The sequence below is a fragment of the Shimwellia pseudoproteus genome (genome assembly GCF_016415625.1).
Taxonomy (GTDB): Bacteria; Pseudomonadota; Gammaproteobacteria; order Enterobacterales; family Enterobacteriaceae; genus Shimwellia; species Shimwellia pseudoproteus.
This window is the reverse complement of record NZ_WBXP01000007.1, coordinates 14,987-31,780: the sequence shown is the minus strand read 5'-3', so window position 1 is coordinate 31,780 and position 16,794 is coordinate 14,987. Positions and strand designations below refer to the sequence as shown.

At 58.8% G+C, this 16,794-nt stretch carries 10 protein-coding genes; 9 read left to right on the top strand and 1 reads right to left on the bottom strand.

Translation table 11 applies throughout. The features are described 5' to 3' along the window. Window positions 1-82: 82 nt before the first annotated feature. The 9 genes from bcsR (at window position 83) to F9C28_RS04795 (ending at window position 15,800) form a co-directional block, all read left to right on the top strand. The gene (gene bcsR / locus F9C28_RS04835; protein ID WP_199014108.1) at window positions 83-271 is read left to right on the top strand and encodes a cellulose biosynthesis protein BcsR; all 189 of its coding nucleotides are present in this window, start codon (window positions 83-85) and stop codon (window positions 269-271) included. Between the two features lie 19 nt (window positions 272-290). Next, window positions 291-1,025 (top strand): cellulose biosynthesis protein BcsQ, encoded by a 735-nt coding sequence (gene bcsQ / locus F9C28_RS04830; protein WP_199014107.1) that lies wholly within the window; start codon window positions 291-293, stop codon window positions 1,023-1,025. Further along, window positions 1,022-3,628 (top strand): UDP-forming cellulose synthase catalytic subunit, encoded by a 2,607-nt coding sequence (gene bcsA, locus F9C28_RS04825; RefSeq protein ID WP_199014182.1) that lies wholly within the window; start codon window positions 1,022-1,024, stop codon window positions 3,626-3,628. The genes bcsQ and bcsA overlap by 4 nt, the downstream gene beginning before the upstream one ends. 21 nt (window positions 3,629-3,649) lie before the next feature. After that, window positions 3,650-5,956, top strand: a complete 2,307-nt coding sequence (gene bcsB / locus F9C28_RS04820) for a cellulose biosynthesis cyclic di-GMP-binding regulatory protein BcsB (protein ID WP_199014106.1) — start codon at window positions 3,650-3,652, stop codon at window positions 5,954-5,956. A gap of 1 nt (window position 5,957) precedes the next feature. Beyond that, window positions 5,958-7,079 carry a cellulose synthase complex periplasmic endoglucanase BcsZ gene (gene bcsZ / locus F9C28_RS04815; RefSeq protein ID WP_199014105.1) on the top strand — a complete coding sequence of 374 codons (1,122 nt, stop codon included), beginning with the start codon at window positions 5,958-5,960 and terminating at the stop codon, window positions 7,077-7,079. After that, window positions 7,061-10,501: a cellulose synthase complex outer membrane protein BcsC gene (bcsC, locus tag F9C28_RS04810; RefSeq protein ID WP_199014104.1), complete on the top strand. Its 3,441-nt coding sequence runs from the start codon at window positions 7,061-7,063 to the stop codon at window positions 10,499-10,501. The genes bcsZ and bcsC overlap by 19 nt, the downstream gene beginning before the upstream one ends. A gap of 117 nt (window positions 10,502-10,618) precedes the next feature. After that, window positions 10,619-12,619, top strand: a complete 2,001-nt coding sequence (gene hmsP, locus F9C28_RS04805; RefSeq protein ID WP_199014103.1) for a biofilm formation regulator HmsP — start codon at window positions 10,619-10,621, stop codon at window positions 12,617-12,619. Window positions 12,620-12,792: 173 nt separating this feature from the next. Beyond that, window positions 12,793-14,079 (top strand): dicarboxylate/amino acid:cation symporter, encoded by a 1,287-nt coding sequence (locus F9C28_RS04800; protein ID WP_199014102.1) that lies wholly within the window; start codon window positions 12,793-12,795, stop codon window positions 14,077-14,079. 224 nt (window positions 14,080-14,303) lie between these two features. Continuing rightward, entirely contained in the window at window positions 14,304-15,800 is a 1,497-nt protein-coding gene (locus tag F9C28_RS04795; protein WP_199014101.1) for a M16 family metallopeptidase, read from the top strand. 40 nt (window positions 15,801-15,840) lie between these two features. Here the strand turns inward: F9C28_RS04795 and kdgK are convergent, their stop codons facing one another. Then, window positions 15,841-16,773 carry a 2-dehydro-3-deoxygluconokinase gene (gene kdgK / locus F9C28_RS04790; protein WP_199014100.1) on the bottom strand — a complete coding sequence of 311 codons (933 nt, stop codon included), beginning with the start codon at window positions 16,771-16,773 and terminating at the stop codon, window positions 15,841-15,843. Between the last annotated feature and the right edge of the window lie 21 nt (window positions 16,774-16,794).

Below are 16,794 nucleotides of genomic sequence, written 5' to 3'. Positions count from 1 at the left end.
AGAAAAGATATCAGCTTTAGCATTTCAAAGAAAATTAACGCAATATTAAAACGTGCGAATATGCTATTAGAGGAGTCATGAGATGGGCGTAGATGATTTATCGCATGGTAAGCAAAGTGTAGTAGCTTATACTTTTGAAAATGACCTGCTGGCACTCCAGCGTGCGTTTGCGTTACCTGAAATTGAGTATGCGGACATTTCGCAAAATGAACATTTGGCGGCAGCGTTAAAACGCTGGCCACTGCTGGCTGAATTAGCCGAAAAAAAGTAGATGTAACAGGAGTTACGTGATGGCCATTATTGGCATTCAGGGTGAACGCGGCGGGGTGGGGACCTCATCGGTAACGGCAGCCCTGGGATGGGCACTTAAACAGCTGGACGAAAAAGTCCTGCTGATTGATGCCAGCCCGGACAATATGCTGCGGCTATTTTTCAATATTGAGATACCGCACTCCGGGGGCTGGGCCAGCGCGATGATCAACAATCAGCCCTGGCAGCCCACCGGGTGGCATTATGCCAACAACTTAGAGGTACTGCCGTTCGGCACCCTCACCACTGCCCAGCGACTAGCCGCCAGCGCGGCAGACTCGCCGTTGATGGGCGTGCTGGCAATGCTGCACGCCCTTGAAGAAAGCCGACGCTGGCAGTGGATACTGATCGATTTACCCGCCGGTTACTCCGCCCTGAATCAGGCGCTGGTCGCCATGTGCCCGCACCTGCTCACCGTGGTCACGCCGGACGCCAATTGCCACGTGCGGCTGCACCAGCAGCTGCTGGCGAAGAAATCCCACCTGCTGGTGAATAACTTTATGGCCAGCAGTGAATTGCAGTCGGACATTTTACAGCTCTGGCTCAAGGGCCTGCCGCGGGTGTTACCGGTGGTAATTCACCGGGATGAAGCAATGGCGGAAAGCCTCGCCGCGAAGCAGCCGGTGGGGGAGTATCGCAGTGGCTCCCTGGCGGCGCAAGAGATGCTTACCCTGGCGAACTGGTGTTTATTACACTTCCCCGGGGGGCGTGGTTGATGCGGCTGAGCGATGTGCTGTTTATTCCGCCAGTCAGTGCGCGGCTGGGTGAACGCTATATGCACTATCGCCGCCGCGGGGCGCCGCCGTTCAGCGCCTTTTTAGGCTGCCTGATGGTGGCTCTGGGCTGGATAATCCTGCCGCTGGAAAATACCCGCTGGCAGGGGATCCTCGCCCGGCGCCAGCAGTATTGGCCCCAGATCGATATTCATCGCCCGCGCCCGCTGGACATCGCCCGTTATGGGCTGCAAAGCCTGTGGCTGATACTGGTGCGCCCCAAAACGGCGGCCGCCGATCGTCGCGCGCCGGCGGCGTCGCGCTTTACCCGCTGGCACCAGCGCTATCATCACTGGCTGCTTTCGCTACCGGACTATTTCCAGCACAACCCGCGCCTGCGCAACGCCCAACGGGAGTTTAATGGCCTGAGTGACCGGCTGCGCTTAGGGCTACTGATTATCACCGCCACGCTGGCGCTGATCCTGGCGCTGGTCTGTATTACCCAGCCGTTTAACCCCCTGTCGCAATTTGTGTTTCTGCTCACCCTGTGGGGGGTGGCGCTGGTTATCCGCCGTATTCCCGGGCGCTTCCCGTCGCTGATGATGATAGTCCTGTCGCTGACCGTCTCCTGCCGCTATATCTGGTGGCGCGTCACGGCGACCCTTAACTGGAATGATCCCCTGAGCCTGGTATGCGGCCTGATCCTGCTGTTTGCCGAAAGTTATGCCTGGGCGGTGCTGGTATTGGGCTATTTCCAGGTTATCTGGCCCCTGAACCGCCAGCCGGTACAATTGCCAATGCCGATGGACCAATGGCCGAAAGTGGATATTTTTATTCCCACCTACAATGAAGACCTTCACGTGGTGAAAGGCACGGTGTATGCCGCCCTCGGTATCGACTGGCCAAAAGATAAACTGACTGTCTGGATGCTGGATGATGGCGGCCGTCGGGAGTTTGAGGAGTTCTCCCGGGATGTGGGGATCCGCTATCTGGCCAGAGAGACCCATGAGCATGCCAAAGCCGGTAATATTAACCACGCCCTGAAATATGCCACCGGGGAATTCGTGGCGATTTTTGACTGTGACCACTTACCTACCCGTTCATTCCTGCAACTGACCATGGGCTGGTTTTACAAAGACCGCAAGCTGGCCATGATGCAGACCCCGCACCACTTTTTCTCCCCGGATCCCTTTGAGCGCAACCTGGGGCGTTTTCGTAAAACACCCAATGAAGGGATGCTGTTTTATGGCCTGGTGCAGGACGGTAACGACATGTGGGATGCCACGTTCTTTTGCGGCTCCTGTGCGGTTATTCGCCGCGGCCCGCTGGACGAGATAGGCGGTATCGCGGTAGAAACAGTCACCGAAGATGCCCACACCTCGCTGCGGCTGCACCGGTTGGGTTATACCTCGGCGTATATGCGTATCCCGCAGGCGGCGGGGCTGGCGACGGAAAGTTTATCCGCCCATATTGGTCAGCGTATCCGCTGGGCCCGGGGGATGGTGCAGATTTTCCGCCTTGATAACCCGCTGCTGGGCAAAGGACTGAAGCTGGCCCAGCGGCTCTGTTATGCCAACGCCATGCTGCACTTTTTATCCGGTATTCCGCGGCTGATCTTCCTGACCGCCCCGCTGGCCTTTTTATTCCTCCACGCCTACATCATTTATGCCCCGGCGCTGATGATTGCCCTGTTTGTGTTGCCCCATATGATCCACGCCAGCTTGGCCAACTCGCGTATCCAGGGCAAGTACCGTCACTCTTTTTGGGGGGAAATCTATGAAACCGTTATTGCCTGGTACATTGCCCGGCCCACCCTGGTGGCGCTTATCAATCCGCACAAAGGCAAATTTAACGTCACGGCGAAAGGGGGGCTGGTTACCCACGAATATATCGACTGGATGATCAGTCGCCCTTACCTGGTGCTGGTGCTGCTAAATGTCTTTGGGGTCGCCGCCGGGGTGCTGCGCATGATTTATGGCCCTCAGGACGAAATCCTCACCGTGCTGGTCAGCCTGGCGTGGGTCTTCTATAACCTGCTGATCCTCGGCGGGGCGGTGGCGGTGTCGGTAGAAAGTAAACAGATACGCCACGCCCACCGGGTGGAGATCTCGCTGCCTGCCGCCATCGGTCGGGAGGATGGCCACCTGTTCCCCTGTACTGTGCGCGACTATTCCGAGTCCGGCGTGGGGATCCAGATTGCCGGGAACACCGGCCTGATGGACGGCCAGAATGTGGATTTGATTCTTAACCGCGGCCAGCAGTCGTTTACCTTCCCGTGCCGGGTTATCCGTATTTGCGGTGAGACGATGGGGCTGGAGCTGGTACCGATGAGTACCCGCCAGCATATTGACTTTATCCAGTGCACTTTCGCCAGGGCCGATACCTGGGCCCTGTGGCAGGACAGTTTTACTCAGGATAAACCGATGGAAAGCCTGCTGGATATTTTGATGTTAGGGTTCCGCGGATACCGCCATTTGGCGGAATTTTCACCGTCGAGGGTGAAATATATTTTTCGTTTTCTTACTGCGCTGGTGGACTGGGTGGTCTCTTTTATTCCCCGGCGCGCGGTGGCAGCTTCGGCCGTGCGCGGCCAGGTCAAACAATAATTCAACAATGATGATCATGTGATGAAAAGAAAATTTTCCTGGTTTTATGCAGCGTTACTGGGCATGGGAGCCTTCCCCGCGGCACAATCTGGCGCGGAGCCAACGGCGCTGCCCAAAAGCCCGATCGCGGTCAGTGCGCCGGTCACCCGGGGCCCTGGTGCGCCGGGTAACATCACGCTAGCGCCTGTCCCCCTGGCGCCTCAGCGCGCGGCGGCACTGCGTTTTGCGGATATCGCCCCGGCACCGGGTAATATTACCCTGCGGGGGACCTCGGCCAACGGTGTGGTTGAGTTTGGGGTACGCCGTGATGAAGTGGTTTCCCAGGCGGTACTCAACCTGGACGTTACCCCGTCGCCCTCGCTTATTCCCGGGCTGTCTCAGCTTAAGGTCTACCTTAACGATGAGCTGATGTCGGTGGTGGCGTTTAGCAAAGAGCAGTTGGGTAAGAAGAACCAGCTCCAGCTGCCTATTGATCCGCTGTATATCACCGACTTTAACCGCATCCGCCTCGAGTTTATCGGCCACTACCGTGAGGTGTGTGAAAACCCGGCCAACACCACCCTGTGGCTGGATATTGGCCGGGACAGTAATCTGGCGCTGACCTACCAGACCCTGGTGGTCAAAAATGACCTGTCCAATTTCCCGCTGCCCTTCTATGACGCCCGGGACACCGGGCGGCTGACGCTGCCGATGGTGTTCGCCGGGGTGCCGGATACCAACCAGCAAAAAGCCGCCGCGATACTCTCCTCCTGGTTTGGGGCTCAGGCCCAGTGGCGCGGCCAGGCGTTCCCGGTGTTCTATAATCAGTTGCCGGAACAGAACAGCATTGTCTTCGCTACTAATGACCAGCGGCCGGACTTCTTGCGCGACCATCCGCCGGTAAACGCGCCAACCGTGGAAATGGTGAGCCACCCGGATAAACCCTGGATCAAAACCCTGGTGATTTTTGGCCGGGATGATAACGACCTGATCCAGGCGGCCCGGGGGATTGTGAAAGGGGATGTCCTGCTGCGCGGCGATCGGGTCACCGTGGACGAGGTAAAACCGCTGGCGCCACGCAAACCTTACGACGCCCCGAACTGGATACGCACCGACAGCCCGGTCACCTTTGGCGAGCTGAAGACCTACCAGGGGCAATTACAGTCCATTGGCTTGCAGCCCAGTTCAATAACCCTGAACCTTAACCTGCCGCCGGATCTGTACCTGCTGCGCAGTACCGGTATTGATATGGACCTCAAATATCGCTACACCGCGCCGCCGGATCGCGACAGTTCGCGCATGGATGTCAACCTGAACGACCAGTTGCTGAAGTCTTTCGGCCTGCTGCCGAAGCGTGAAAAGAATGAGCTGATTGTCCGGTTGCCTATCCTCCAGGGGCTGCTGGATGCCGGGGCCAATGTCTCTATCCCGGCCCTGCGTCTGGGGGCGGCGAATAAACTGCGTTTTGACTTCCAGTATATGAACCCGATGCCGGGGGGCTCGATTGACAACTGTGTCACCTACCAGCCGGTGCTCAACAAGGTGGTACTGGACGAGAACTCCACTATCGATTTCTCCCACTACTATCACTTTATTGCCATGCCTGATCTGCGGGTCTATGCCAATGCGGGCTTTCCGTTCAGCCGCATGGCGGACCTGTCGGAAACGCTGATCATGGTCCCGGCGAAACCGCGCCCGAACCAGGTTGAAGCGCTGCTGGATGCGGTGGGGACCATCGGGTCGCAAACCGGTATCGCCGCAAGCAACCTCACCCTCAGTGATGATCCCCGCGCCATGAAGGGCAGCGACAATGACATGATGATCATCGGTACGCTACCGGCGCAGTTGAAAGATGACTCGCGAATCAATTTGCTGATGGCCTCCACCCAGGCCTGGGTGAAAACCCCAATGCGCCAGGCGGCGGACGATATTGTTATCCTGCCGGAGGGTGACCGCACCGCAGAAAACCAGACCACCATGACCTCTGACGGGGCAATGGCGGCGATTGTTGGCTTCCAGTCCCCGTATAACGATCAGCGCAGTGTCATTGCCCTGCTGGCAGACAGCCCGCGCGGTTATCAGTTGCTGAATAACGCCCTTAATGACAGCGGTAAACGGGCGGCCATTGCCGGGTCGGTATCGGTTATCCGTGAGTCCGGTGTGCAGGGGATCCGGGTGGGGGATATCTACTATGTCGGCCACTTGCCGTGGTTTGAACGCCTGTGGTTCGCCCTGTCTAATCACCCGATTCTGCTGGCCATTCTGGCCGCTATCAGCGTGGTACTGCTGGCGTGGATCCTGTGGCGTCTGCTGCGCATCATGGGCCGCCGCCGTCTGGATGGAGAATAATATGCGCAAGGGATGGTATGGATGCGCGCTGGCCGTGCTGGTGGCCAGCGGCGCAACACATGCTGCGACCCAGGCGACACGCTGTTCATGGCCGGCCTGGGAGCAGTTTAAAACCGACTACCTCAGCGACCAGGGCCGGGTGATTGACCCCAGTGACGCGCGACAGATAACCACCTCCGAAGGGCAGAGCTATGCGCTGTTCTTCGCCCTGGTGGCAGATGACCAGGCCACCTTTGACAAGGTACTGGGCTGGACGCAAAACAACCTTGCCCAGGGGGCGCTGGCTGACCATTTACCCGCCTGGCTGTGGGGGAAAAACAAGGATAATCAGTGGCTGGTGCTGGATACCAACAGCGCCGCCGATGCCGATATGTGGATAGCCTGGGCGCTGCTGGAAGGGGGCCGGTTATGGGGTAACGACCACTACACCCAACTGGGGGAACAACTGCTGAGCCGGATCGGTAAAGAAGAAGTGGCCAGCGTGCCCGGCCTGGGCACGGTATTACTGCCGGGGAAAACCGGCTTTGTCCACAAAGACAGCTGGCGGCTGAATCCCAGTTATTTACCCCCCCAGGTGCTGGCGCGGATGGTGCGCTACCACGCCCCCTGGTCAGAGATGCAGACCGCCAACAACGCACTGCTGGTGGCGACCTCCCCGAAAGGCTATGTGCCGGACTGGGTCACCTGGCACAAGGGCAGCGGCTGGCAAATGGACCCACAGCCGCCGCTGGTGGGCAGCTATGACGCTATCCGGGTCTATTTATGGGCCGGGATGCTGAGCGATAAAGACCCCGATAAAGCCACACTGCTCAACCACTTTACCCCCATGCTGGAGGCGACCGCCCGGCGGGGGGCGCCGCCAGAGAAAACCGGCGTGGCAGACGGCACGCTGACCAACGACGGGCCGGTGGGATTTTCCGCCGCCTTATTGCCCGCCATGCAGGACAACCCGGCGCTCAGCATACAGCGCCAGCGGCTGGCGGATAATTTCCCCGCCAGGGACGCCTATTACAACTACGTGCTTGCCCTATTTGGCCAGGGATGGGATCAACAGCGCTACCGGTTCACGGTTAACGGGGAACTGGTGCGACATCGGGATACAACATGCGCAAGTTCTCACTAAGTCTGCTGGGGTTGGTGATAGGCCTGGTGGTTATCCCCCAGGCATGGAGCGCCCAGGATGACGCTAAACAGCATTTGCTGGATCAGGTACGGCTGGGGGAGTCCAGTAACCGCGATGATTTAGTTCGCCAGTCGCTTTACCGTCTGGAGCTGATTGCCCCGGACGATCCGGATGTGATGGCGGCCCGGCTACGCTATCTGCTGCGCCACGGTGATACGGCCGGTGCCAATAAACTGATGGCGCAGATGAAAAAAGCGGTGCCGGATACCCCGGCGTATCAGCAGGCCCAAACGACTATCGCGCTCTCCTCCCCGGAGGGGCGTGCTCAGCTCCAGCAGGCGCGGCTGCTGGGGACCACCGGCCATACCGAAGAGGCGATTGTCGCTTACGACAAGCTGTTTAATGGCCATCCGCCGGATGATCAACTGGCCGGTGAATACTGGCTGCTGGTGGCAAAATCCCCCTCCCGGCACAATGACGCCATTACCCAGCTACTGCGGCTCAATACCCAGGCGCCGGGCAATGCCAGCCTCGGCGGTGCACTGGCCAGGATGCTGTTTGCCGATGGCCGCGCCCCGGAGGGGTACCAGGTACTGCGGCAAATGGCCCGCTCCAGCGCCGGGCGCGATAGCGCCTCCGGGATCTGGTGGGACAGAATTAAAGATATGCCCCCCGGTGCCGCCAGTATGGCCGCCCTGCAGCAGTATCTTGCGGTGTTCAGTGACGGGGATAACGCCCAGGCGGCCAGGCAGCAACTGGAACAACTGCGCCTGGCGATGAACGACCCCACAGCCCGGGCGAAGATGGCGGCCGCCAGTCGCGCTGCGGGGGCGAATGCCACCGCCGGAAGCGCGGCGGCATATACCCCGCCTTCGGGCAGTGACCGGGCCGGAGCCTTAGGCCAGGTGTATTCACGCCAGGGCAACCGCGCCGCCGCGGTACGCCAGTTCCAGAAAGCGCTGGCCCTTAACCCCAATGGCGATGGCAGCAGTAAATGGAAAAGCCTGCTGCAGACCAATCGCTACTGGTTATTGATTGATCAGGGCGACCGCGCCCTGAAGGCCAACAATACCGCCCTGGCCCGCCAGCGTTATCAGCAGGCGCGCGGGGTGGACAACAGCGACAGCTACGCGGTGCTGGGGCTGGGCGATGTGGCGGTGGCGGAAAAAGACGACACCCGCGCAGAGGGTTATTACCGGCAAGCCATGCGTATGGACCCGGGTAACAGCAACGCGGTACGGGGGCTGGCCAATATTTACCGCCGGGAATCACCGGAAAAGGCCACGGTATTTATTCAGTCCCTGACCGTCCGGCAGCGTAACAGTATTGATGATATCGAACGCGGGCTGCGGGATGACAGTCTCGAACAGCAGGCCAGCCAGCTGGAAGCTCAGGGGAACTGGGCCCAGGCGGCGGTATTACACCAGCGCCGTCTGGATCAGGACCCGGATAGCGTCTGGACCACTTACCGGCTGGCTAAGGCGCTGGCGGCATCCGGGCAGCAGTCCCGGGCGGATGGGTTATTTGCTCAGCTGGTCAGAAAACTGCCCCAGGACCCCGATAGGGCCTATGCCCAGGGACTATATCTGTCTGCCACGGATCGCGACAGCGCCGCGCTGGATGAACTTAACCGGCTGCCCCGCAGCCAGTGGACCGCAAACATACAGCAACTGGCGGACCGGCTGAATGATAACCGGGTGATGGCGCACGCCAACCAGTTACGCGATCGGGGCCGGGAAGCGCAGGCCGTTGCGCTGCTGCGCCAGCAGCCGCCGTCAGACAGTCTTACCCTGACCCTGGCGGACTGGGCCAGTGAGCGCGGCGACCACGCGGCGGCAGAACGCGATTACCGCCAGGTGCTGGCCCATGATCCGGCCAACAGCGATGCCCGGCTCGGGTTAGCGGAAAGCAACCTGGCGGCGGGTAATAAAGACAGCGCCCGCCAGCAGCTGGCGGCACTCAACACCCCGGCGGATGCCTCGCTGAATACCCTGCGCCGGGAAGCGAAGTTACGTAATGCGCTGGGGGATAGTAGCGGGGCCGGTAAGCTGTACCAGCAGATTATTGCCGGGGCGCACCAGCAGCCGCCCTCCATGAGCAGCGCCATGGCCCTGCGTGATGCGGCGCGTTATCAGGCACAAAACGGGGATCCGCAGCAGGGGCTGAACACCCTGAGGGATGCCATGGTGGCATCGGGCATTAGTGATAAACGCCCGGCGGATAACGACAGCTTTACCACGCTCACCCGTAATGATGCCCGCGATGACTGGTTGAAGCGCGGGGTGCGCAGTGACGCGGCCGATCTGTATAAGCAGCAGGATGTCCGGGTGACCCTCGATCACGATTACTGGGGCTCCAGCGGTACCCCGGGGTATTCAGATCTGAAGGCCCATACCACCATGCTTCAGGTGGATGCCCCCCTGAGCGACGGCACGATGTTCTTCAGGACCGACGTGGTCAATATGGACCCCGGTAGCTTCGGTAACAAAGAGGATCCGCACTGGGGGACTTGCTCCAGCGTGGGCTGTAGCCACTACGGTAGCCAGCGGGCCAATGGGGCCAGCGTGGCGGCGGGCTGGCACAATGACACCTGGGCTGCCGATATTGGTACCACCCCCATGGGCTTTGATGTGGTGGATGTGGTCGGCGGCCTGAGCTACAGCGGGGATATCGGCCCGCTGGGCTATACCGTGAATGCGCACCGGCGGCCAATATCCAGCTCGGTGCTCTCGTTTGCCGGCCAGCGGGACCCGAATACCCATAAAACATGGGGGGGCGTGCGGGCCAACGGGGGCGGTATCAGCCTGAGTTACGATAAAGGCGAGGCCAATGGTGTCTGGTCCAGCCTGAGCGCCGACAGCCTGGAAGGGCAGAACGTCGAGGATAACTGGCGGGTGCGCTGGATGACCGGGTATTACTATAAGCTTCTCAACGAAAATAACCGCCGGGTGACCGTGGGCGTGACCAATATGCTCTGGCACTACGACAAAGATCTCAGCAACTACACCCTGGGCCAGGGGGGCTATTACAGCCCCCAGCAATATGTCTCGTTTGCCCTGCCGATTATCTGGCGCCAGCGGACGGAAAACTGGTCCTGGGAGTTGGGGGGATCGGTCTCCTGGTCCCACTCGAAGAGCGACACGAACGCCCGTTATCCGCTGCAACATCTGATCCCGCCTAATTACCCGGATCGTGACGCTACCGAAGACGGCGGCTCCTCCAGCGGGGTGGGCTATACCGCCCGGGCGTTAATCGAGCGGCGGATTAACAATCACTGGTCCGTGGGGGCCGGTATTGATATCCAGCAGGCGAAAGATTATACCCCGAGCCACGGCCTGATATTTGTGCGTTATTCACTCGGTGGCTGGATGGGGGATATGGATATGCCGCCGCAGCCGCTGGTGCCCTACGCAGACTGGTAAAAAAGCGCCAATTAGGCGTAGATCAGACGCAAAGCCCCTACAATGCAGTATACTCTGCCGCGTGTGGCCGCCATGGGTATGGCGGCCACTCCCTGATAGTCCATGTGGAGAGTGAACTTGCGAGTCAGCCGTTCTTTAACGATCAAACAAATGGCCACGGTGTTTTCGGTGGCGCTGGTGTTTATCGCTGTTTTTATTGTTATTTTGCTTTTTCACTTTGCGCAGCAAAATCGTTATACCGTCGCCACCCAGATGGAAAGCATCGCGCGGTCGGTACGTACCCCGCTGTCTGCCGCTATTTTGAAGGCGGATATCCCCCAGGCGGAGTCGATTCTCCAGCAAATTCAGCCTTCCGGCATTGTCGGCCGGGCCGATGTGGTGCTGCCTAACCAGTTCCAGGCGCTGCGGGTCAGTTTTGTTAATGAGCACCCGGTGCCGGTTCTGATGGCGCGACTCTTTGAGTTACCGGTCCAGATATCGCTGCCGCTCTACTCACTGGAGCGCCCGGCGAACCCACAACCCCTGGCGTACCTGGTGCTACAGGCAGACGCCTGGCGCATGTACCGCCATATTGTCAGCGTTATTTCGACCCTGGTCACCACCTGGCTGATGTTGGTATTGGTGGTTACGGTGGCGGTGACCTGGTGTATTAACCGCCTGATGGTGCACCCGCTGCGTAATATCGCCCTGGAGTTGCACGATCTCGATCGCGCCATGGTTCCCGGGCACCAGCTCAAGATAGCCACCCTGCATCGCGATGATGAAATTGGCCTGCTGGTACGTAGCTATAACCGCAATCAGCAGCAGATCAAGCGGCTGCTGGAAGAGAAAGAGAAGCTGGCGACCCATTATCCGGTATCGGAATTACCCAATAAGGCGCTGTTGCTGGCGTTACTGGGTGAGTCTATCCGGGGCGGTCACGCGCCCGCGCTGCTGGTGGTGAGCAGTGAAACCCTCCAGGAAGCGGTGGGGGTCCTGAAAGAAAGCCAGCGGGAAAGCCTGCTGCTGACCCTGATAGCCCGGATGAAAGAGTGCCTGGCGGAAGATATGGCCCTGGCCCAGCTCAACCAGTATGATTTTGCGATTATTTGCCCCCGCCAGTATGACCCCTGGGCCGCCATGACCCTGGCCCAGCATATTCTGGCGGCGCTGCATGAAAAATTACCGCTCCAGAGCATTCATTTGCGCCCGACGGCCAGTATTGGCATTGCCATGGGGGCAGAGAGCATGGGGGCGGAACAGCAGTACCGGCGGGCGATGTCTGCGGCGCAGTCGGCCCGGCGTTTTGGCCGCAACCATGTGCAGTTTTTTGACCCGGAGCAGTTGCAGCGCGCCCAACAGCGCCTGACCCAGGAGAGCGATATCCTCAACGCCCTGGAGACCGAGCAGTATGCTATCTGGTTGCAGCCGCAGGTGGATATTCAGACCGGTCACGCGCTCAGTGCTGAGGTGCTACTGCGCGAACACCAGCCCGACGGGAGCTGGACATTACCCGAGGGCCTGCTGGAGCAGATTGAGTCCTGCGGCCTGATGGTCACTGTGGGTAACTGGATACTGGAGTCCTCTGTCCGGCTGCTGGCCAGCTGGCAGCAGCGCGGTATTATGCTGCCGCTGAGCGTCAACCTGTCGGCACTGCAATTGGTGAACCCGGATTTGATCGTTCAGCTCGGCGACTTGCTGCACCGTTACCATATCCAGCCGGGGACCCTGATTCTGGAAGTCACCGAAAGCCGCCGGATTGATGATCCCCAGGCGGCAATCAATATTCTGCGCCCGCTGCGCGATAAAGGGGTGCGTATTGCGCTGGATGATTTCGGCATGGGGTATGCCAGCCTGTATCAGTTCCACCATATTAAGGCGACCCCGGTGGATATCCTGAAGATCGATAAAGCGTTTGTTGATTTGTTACTGGATGATAACAATGTGGCCAGCCTGATCATGGGGGCCGCCAACCGGCTCAACCTCGATGTTATCGCGGAAGGGGTAGAGAACGAATCCCAGCGCCTGTGGCTCCAGGAGGCGGGGGTGAAGGTGGTACAGGGCTTCTTGTTTGCCAAACCGATGCCGCCTGAGGCGTTTTCCGCCCAGTACCTCCACGGTCTGGACAGCAACGCCTAGCGGTACCATTACTGTGGGTAATCAAAAATTGCTAAATAGCAAAAAAAAGTAACAGAATTTGTTTCATCTGTGATGCAGATACATTTCTAAAATGTTTCAAAGGTGTAACTTCTGCGCCGTCAGCTTGCTGTCCTGATGGCGCAGGCTGTGACTATCCCTCGGAAGGACACCTTATGAAAATCTCGTTTTTCAAAAGCCTCTATGTACAAGTGCTGACTGCCATCGCCATTGGTGTTTTGCTGGGGCACTTCTGGCCGGAACTTGGCGCGCAGATGAAGCCGCTGGGCGACGCATTCGTAAAATTGATTAAGATGATCATCGCGCCGGTTATCTTTTGTACCGTCGTGACCGGTATTGCCGGCATGGAAAGTATGAAAGCGGTTGGTCGCACCGGGGCGGTAGCGCTGCTCTATTTTGAGGTGGTCAGTACCATTGCGCTGATTATCGGCCTGATTATCGTTAACGTTGTTCAGCCGGGCGCCGGGATGAACGTTGACCCGTCAACCCTGGATGCGAAAGCCGTGGCGATGTACGCCCAGCAGGCCCAGGAGCAAGGGGTGGTGGCCTTCTTACTGGATGTCATCCCCGGTAGTGTGATTGGCGCCTTTGCCAGCGGCAATATTCTGCAAGTGCTGCTGTTTGCGGTGCTGTTTGGTTTTGCGCTGCACCGCCTGGGCAGCAAGGGCCAGCTGATTTTCAATGTGATTGAAAGCTTCTCGCAGGTTATCTTCGGCATTATCAATATGATCATGCGCCTGGCGCCGATTGGTGCCTTCGGGGCGATGGCGTTCACCATCGGGAAATATGGTGTGGGGAGCCTGGTGCAACTGGGCCAGCTGATTATCTGCTTCTATATCACCTGTATCCTGTTTGTGGTGCTGGTTCTGGGAACTATTGCCCGGGTCACCGGGTTCAGTATTTTCAAGTTTATCCGCTATATCAAAGAAGAGCTGCTGATCGTGCTGGGGACGTCATCGTCTGAGTCGGCGCTGCCGCGGATGCTGGATAAGATGGAAAAACTGGGCTGTAAAAAATCGGTGGTGGGCCTGGTTATCCCGACCGGGTACTCGTTTAACCTTGACGGCACCTCCATCTATTTGACCATGGCGGCGGTATTTATTGCCCAGGCCACCAATAGCCATATGGATATCTTCCACCAGATAACCCTACTGGTGGTGCTGTTGCTCTCCTCGAAAGGGGCGGCAGGGGTCACCGGCAGTGGGTTTATCGTGCTGGCGGCGACTATCTCTGCGGTGGGGCATTTGCCGGTTGCCGGTCTGGCGCTGATCCTCGGGATTGACCGCTTTATGTCTGAAGCCCGTGCCCTGACCAACCTGGTCGGTAATGGTGTTGCCACGGTGGTGGTGGCCAAGTGGGTAAAACAGCTGGATGAAAAACAGCTCAACGCCACGTTAGACAACCCGTCTGCGGCGCAAGACAGACAAAAAATCCCTTCCTGATAACAGATACGACCGCAGTTACTTGCCCTGGCTGCGGTCACTTCGCATAATGAACGGTTTTGGGTGCTATGTGGTGTGCAGGCGCCCAAACGCGTTAAAAAATTTACTATTTATGCAGGACATTTTTCGCGGTTAGTGGTCTAACTGCGATGATGCGTCATTCTGGTCCGCCGTTGCGGTGTGGCCATGCAGTTTTTAACCAGGAATGTTGATCAGGGGTTTACATGCAGGGCAAAACAATTCGACTTTTGACAGGGGCACTGCTGATGGCTGCCATCAGTGGGTCCGTACAGGCCGAGCCGCTCCAGCCCGATCCGGCCTGGCAGCAGGGAACATTGTCGAATGGTTTTCGCTGGCAGGTGCTATCCACCCCCCAGCGCCCCAGTGACCGGGTTCAGGTACGTCTTACGGTGGATGTAGGGTCGCTGGCGGAAACCACGCAACAGAGCGGCTATAGCCGGTTGCTGGCGGGGCTCGCCCTGCAACGTAATGTGCCGGGGGCCGCATCGACCTCGTTCTGGCAACAGAGTGTTGATCCGCAGCACGGCATTTCTCCGGTTACCGTCTCTTATGACTTTACCCAGTACAATTTGAGCCTGCCTAACGGGCGCAATGATCTGCTAAAAGAGGCGTTCGACTGGCTGGCCAATACCGGCAACACATTAACGATTTCCCCCCAGCGTGTGGCCCATTTGAGCGGGGCGGACAGCAATGCGGTGACCACCTGGCCCGTCAATGCCCGCGACGCCTGGTGGCGCTACCGGCTGAAAGGCTCCACGCTGCTGGGGCATGATCCTGCCGCACTACCGAAACAGCCCATCGATGCCGCCCAACTGGCGGCGTTCTATCATAAGTGGTACACCCCGGATGCCATGACGCTTATCGTGGTAGGGAACGTTGATAGCCGCAGCGTGGCCGAGCAGATTGCCAAGGTATTTGGCGAGCTGAAAGGCAAACGCGATACCCCGGCACCGCTGCCTGCTATCTCGCCGTTGCGCCGTGAGGCAGTCAGCCTGATGAGTGATCATCTGACCCGGGATCGGGTGGCCATTATGTGGGATAACCCCTGGCTGCCTATCCGTGATTCTGCAGCGCTGTTGCGTTACTGGCGCGCCGATCTTGCCCGGGAGGCGCTGTTCTGGCATATCCAGCAGAGCCTGAGCAAAAACAACATTCGCGATATGGCGCTGGGCTTTGACTGCCGGGTGCTGTACCAGCGCGCCCAGTGCGGTATCAATATCGATACCCCCAATGACCGCCTGACCACCAACTTCGCCGCGGTGGTTAAAGAGCTGGAAAACGTGCACCAGAATGGCCTGGAAGCGGAAGAGTTCAATGCGCTGGTGGCGCAGAAAAACCTCGAATTACAGAAGCTGTTTGCCATGTATGGCCGCACCAGCACCGAGATCCTGACCGCCCAGCGGTTACGCTCGTTACAGAACCAGGTGGTGGATATCGCCCCGGAACAGTACCAGGCGCTGCGCCAGGACTTTCTTAACAAGCTGACGGTGGCCGATATTAATCAGGAGCTGCACCAGGTGCTGTCCCAGCAGATGGCGATTATTTTGCAGCAGCCTGAGGGGGAACCGGAGTTTGACGTGAAATCGTTGCAGGGGATTTGGGACGGGTTAATTAAGCCGGTGACCACCTCTGGCCCCAGCGATACCGTCGCCCCGGATGATGGCGCGGTAGAAAGCTCGGATATTCCGCCCGAGCAATAACCGCCGGGCACCGGTCTGTATCAGGCCGGTGCCCGCAGGATCACGCTGGCATTGCTTCACGGGGGATAATAGCGCCCCGGTACTGGATCACGGTGCTGGCGGTCAGATGGCCACGCTGTGCCGCCGCCGCTGTGCTACCGCCCGTCAAACGTACCGAGAGATAACCGGCGCTGAAGGAATCCCCGGCCGCCGTGGTGTCGACCACACTCGCCTGGGGCAGTTTCACCGCCGGTACCTCAACCAGCGCGTCGCCAGTGACCGCCACCAGACACGAATCCGACCCGCGCTTGATAACCACTTCGCTGACACCGGCCGCCTGAGTACGGGCAATCACCTCATCAACCGGCTGCGCGCCCCACAGGGCGTCTTCGTCGTCGAGGGTAAGAAACGCAATATCAGTACAGCTTAGCATCTGTTGGTACACCTGTTGCGTCTCTTGCTGGCTGGCCCACAGGCGCGGGCGATAGTTATTGTCAAAAATCACCTTGCCGCCGTTGGCGCGGCACTGGCGCAACAGGGTGAACAGTTTCTCACGGCTCTGGGGGCTGAGGATAGCCAGGCTGATACCGCTCAGATAGAGGTAGTCAAAATTCGCCAACTGGTCGCAGATGGCCGCGGCCTGGTCGCTCTCCAGCCAGTAGCGGGCGGCGGCCTCATTGCGCCAGTACCAGAAAGTACGCTCGCCGGTGTCATCGGTTTCAATGTAATACAGGCCCGGCAGGCGGCCTGCCAGGCGCTGGGTCAGAGAGGTGTCAACGTTTTCGCTATGCCAGGCGTCGAGCATCTGCTGGCTGAAATTGTCTTCGCCCAGGGCGGTAACGTAATGCACGCTCAGATCCTGCGCCGCCACCTGGCGGGCAATATAGACCGACGTATTCAGCGTATCGCCGCCAAACCCGCGGCTGACAGTAGAGCCCTTTTCGGACAGCTCAATCATACATTCGCCAATAACGGCAATTTTCTGCGTCGACATAGTTTTGAATACCCGAATGAT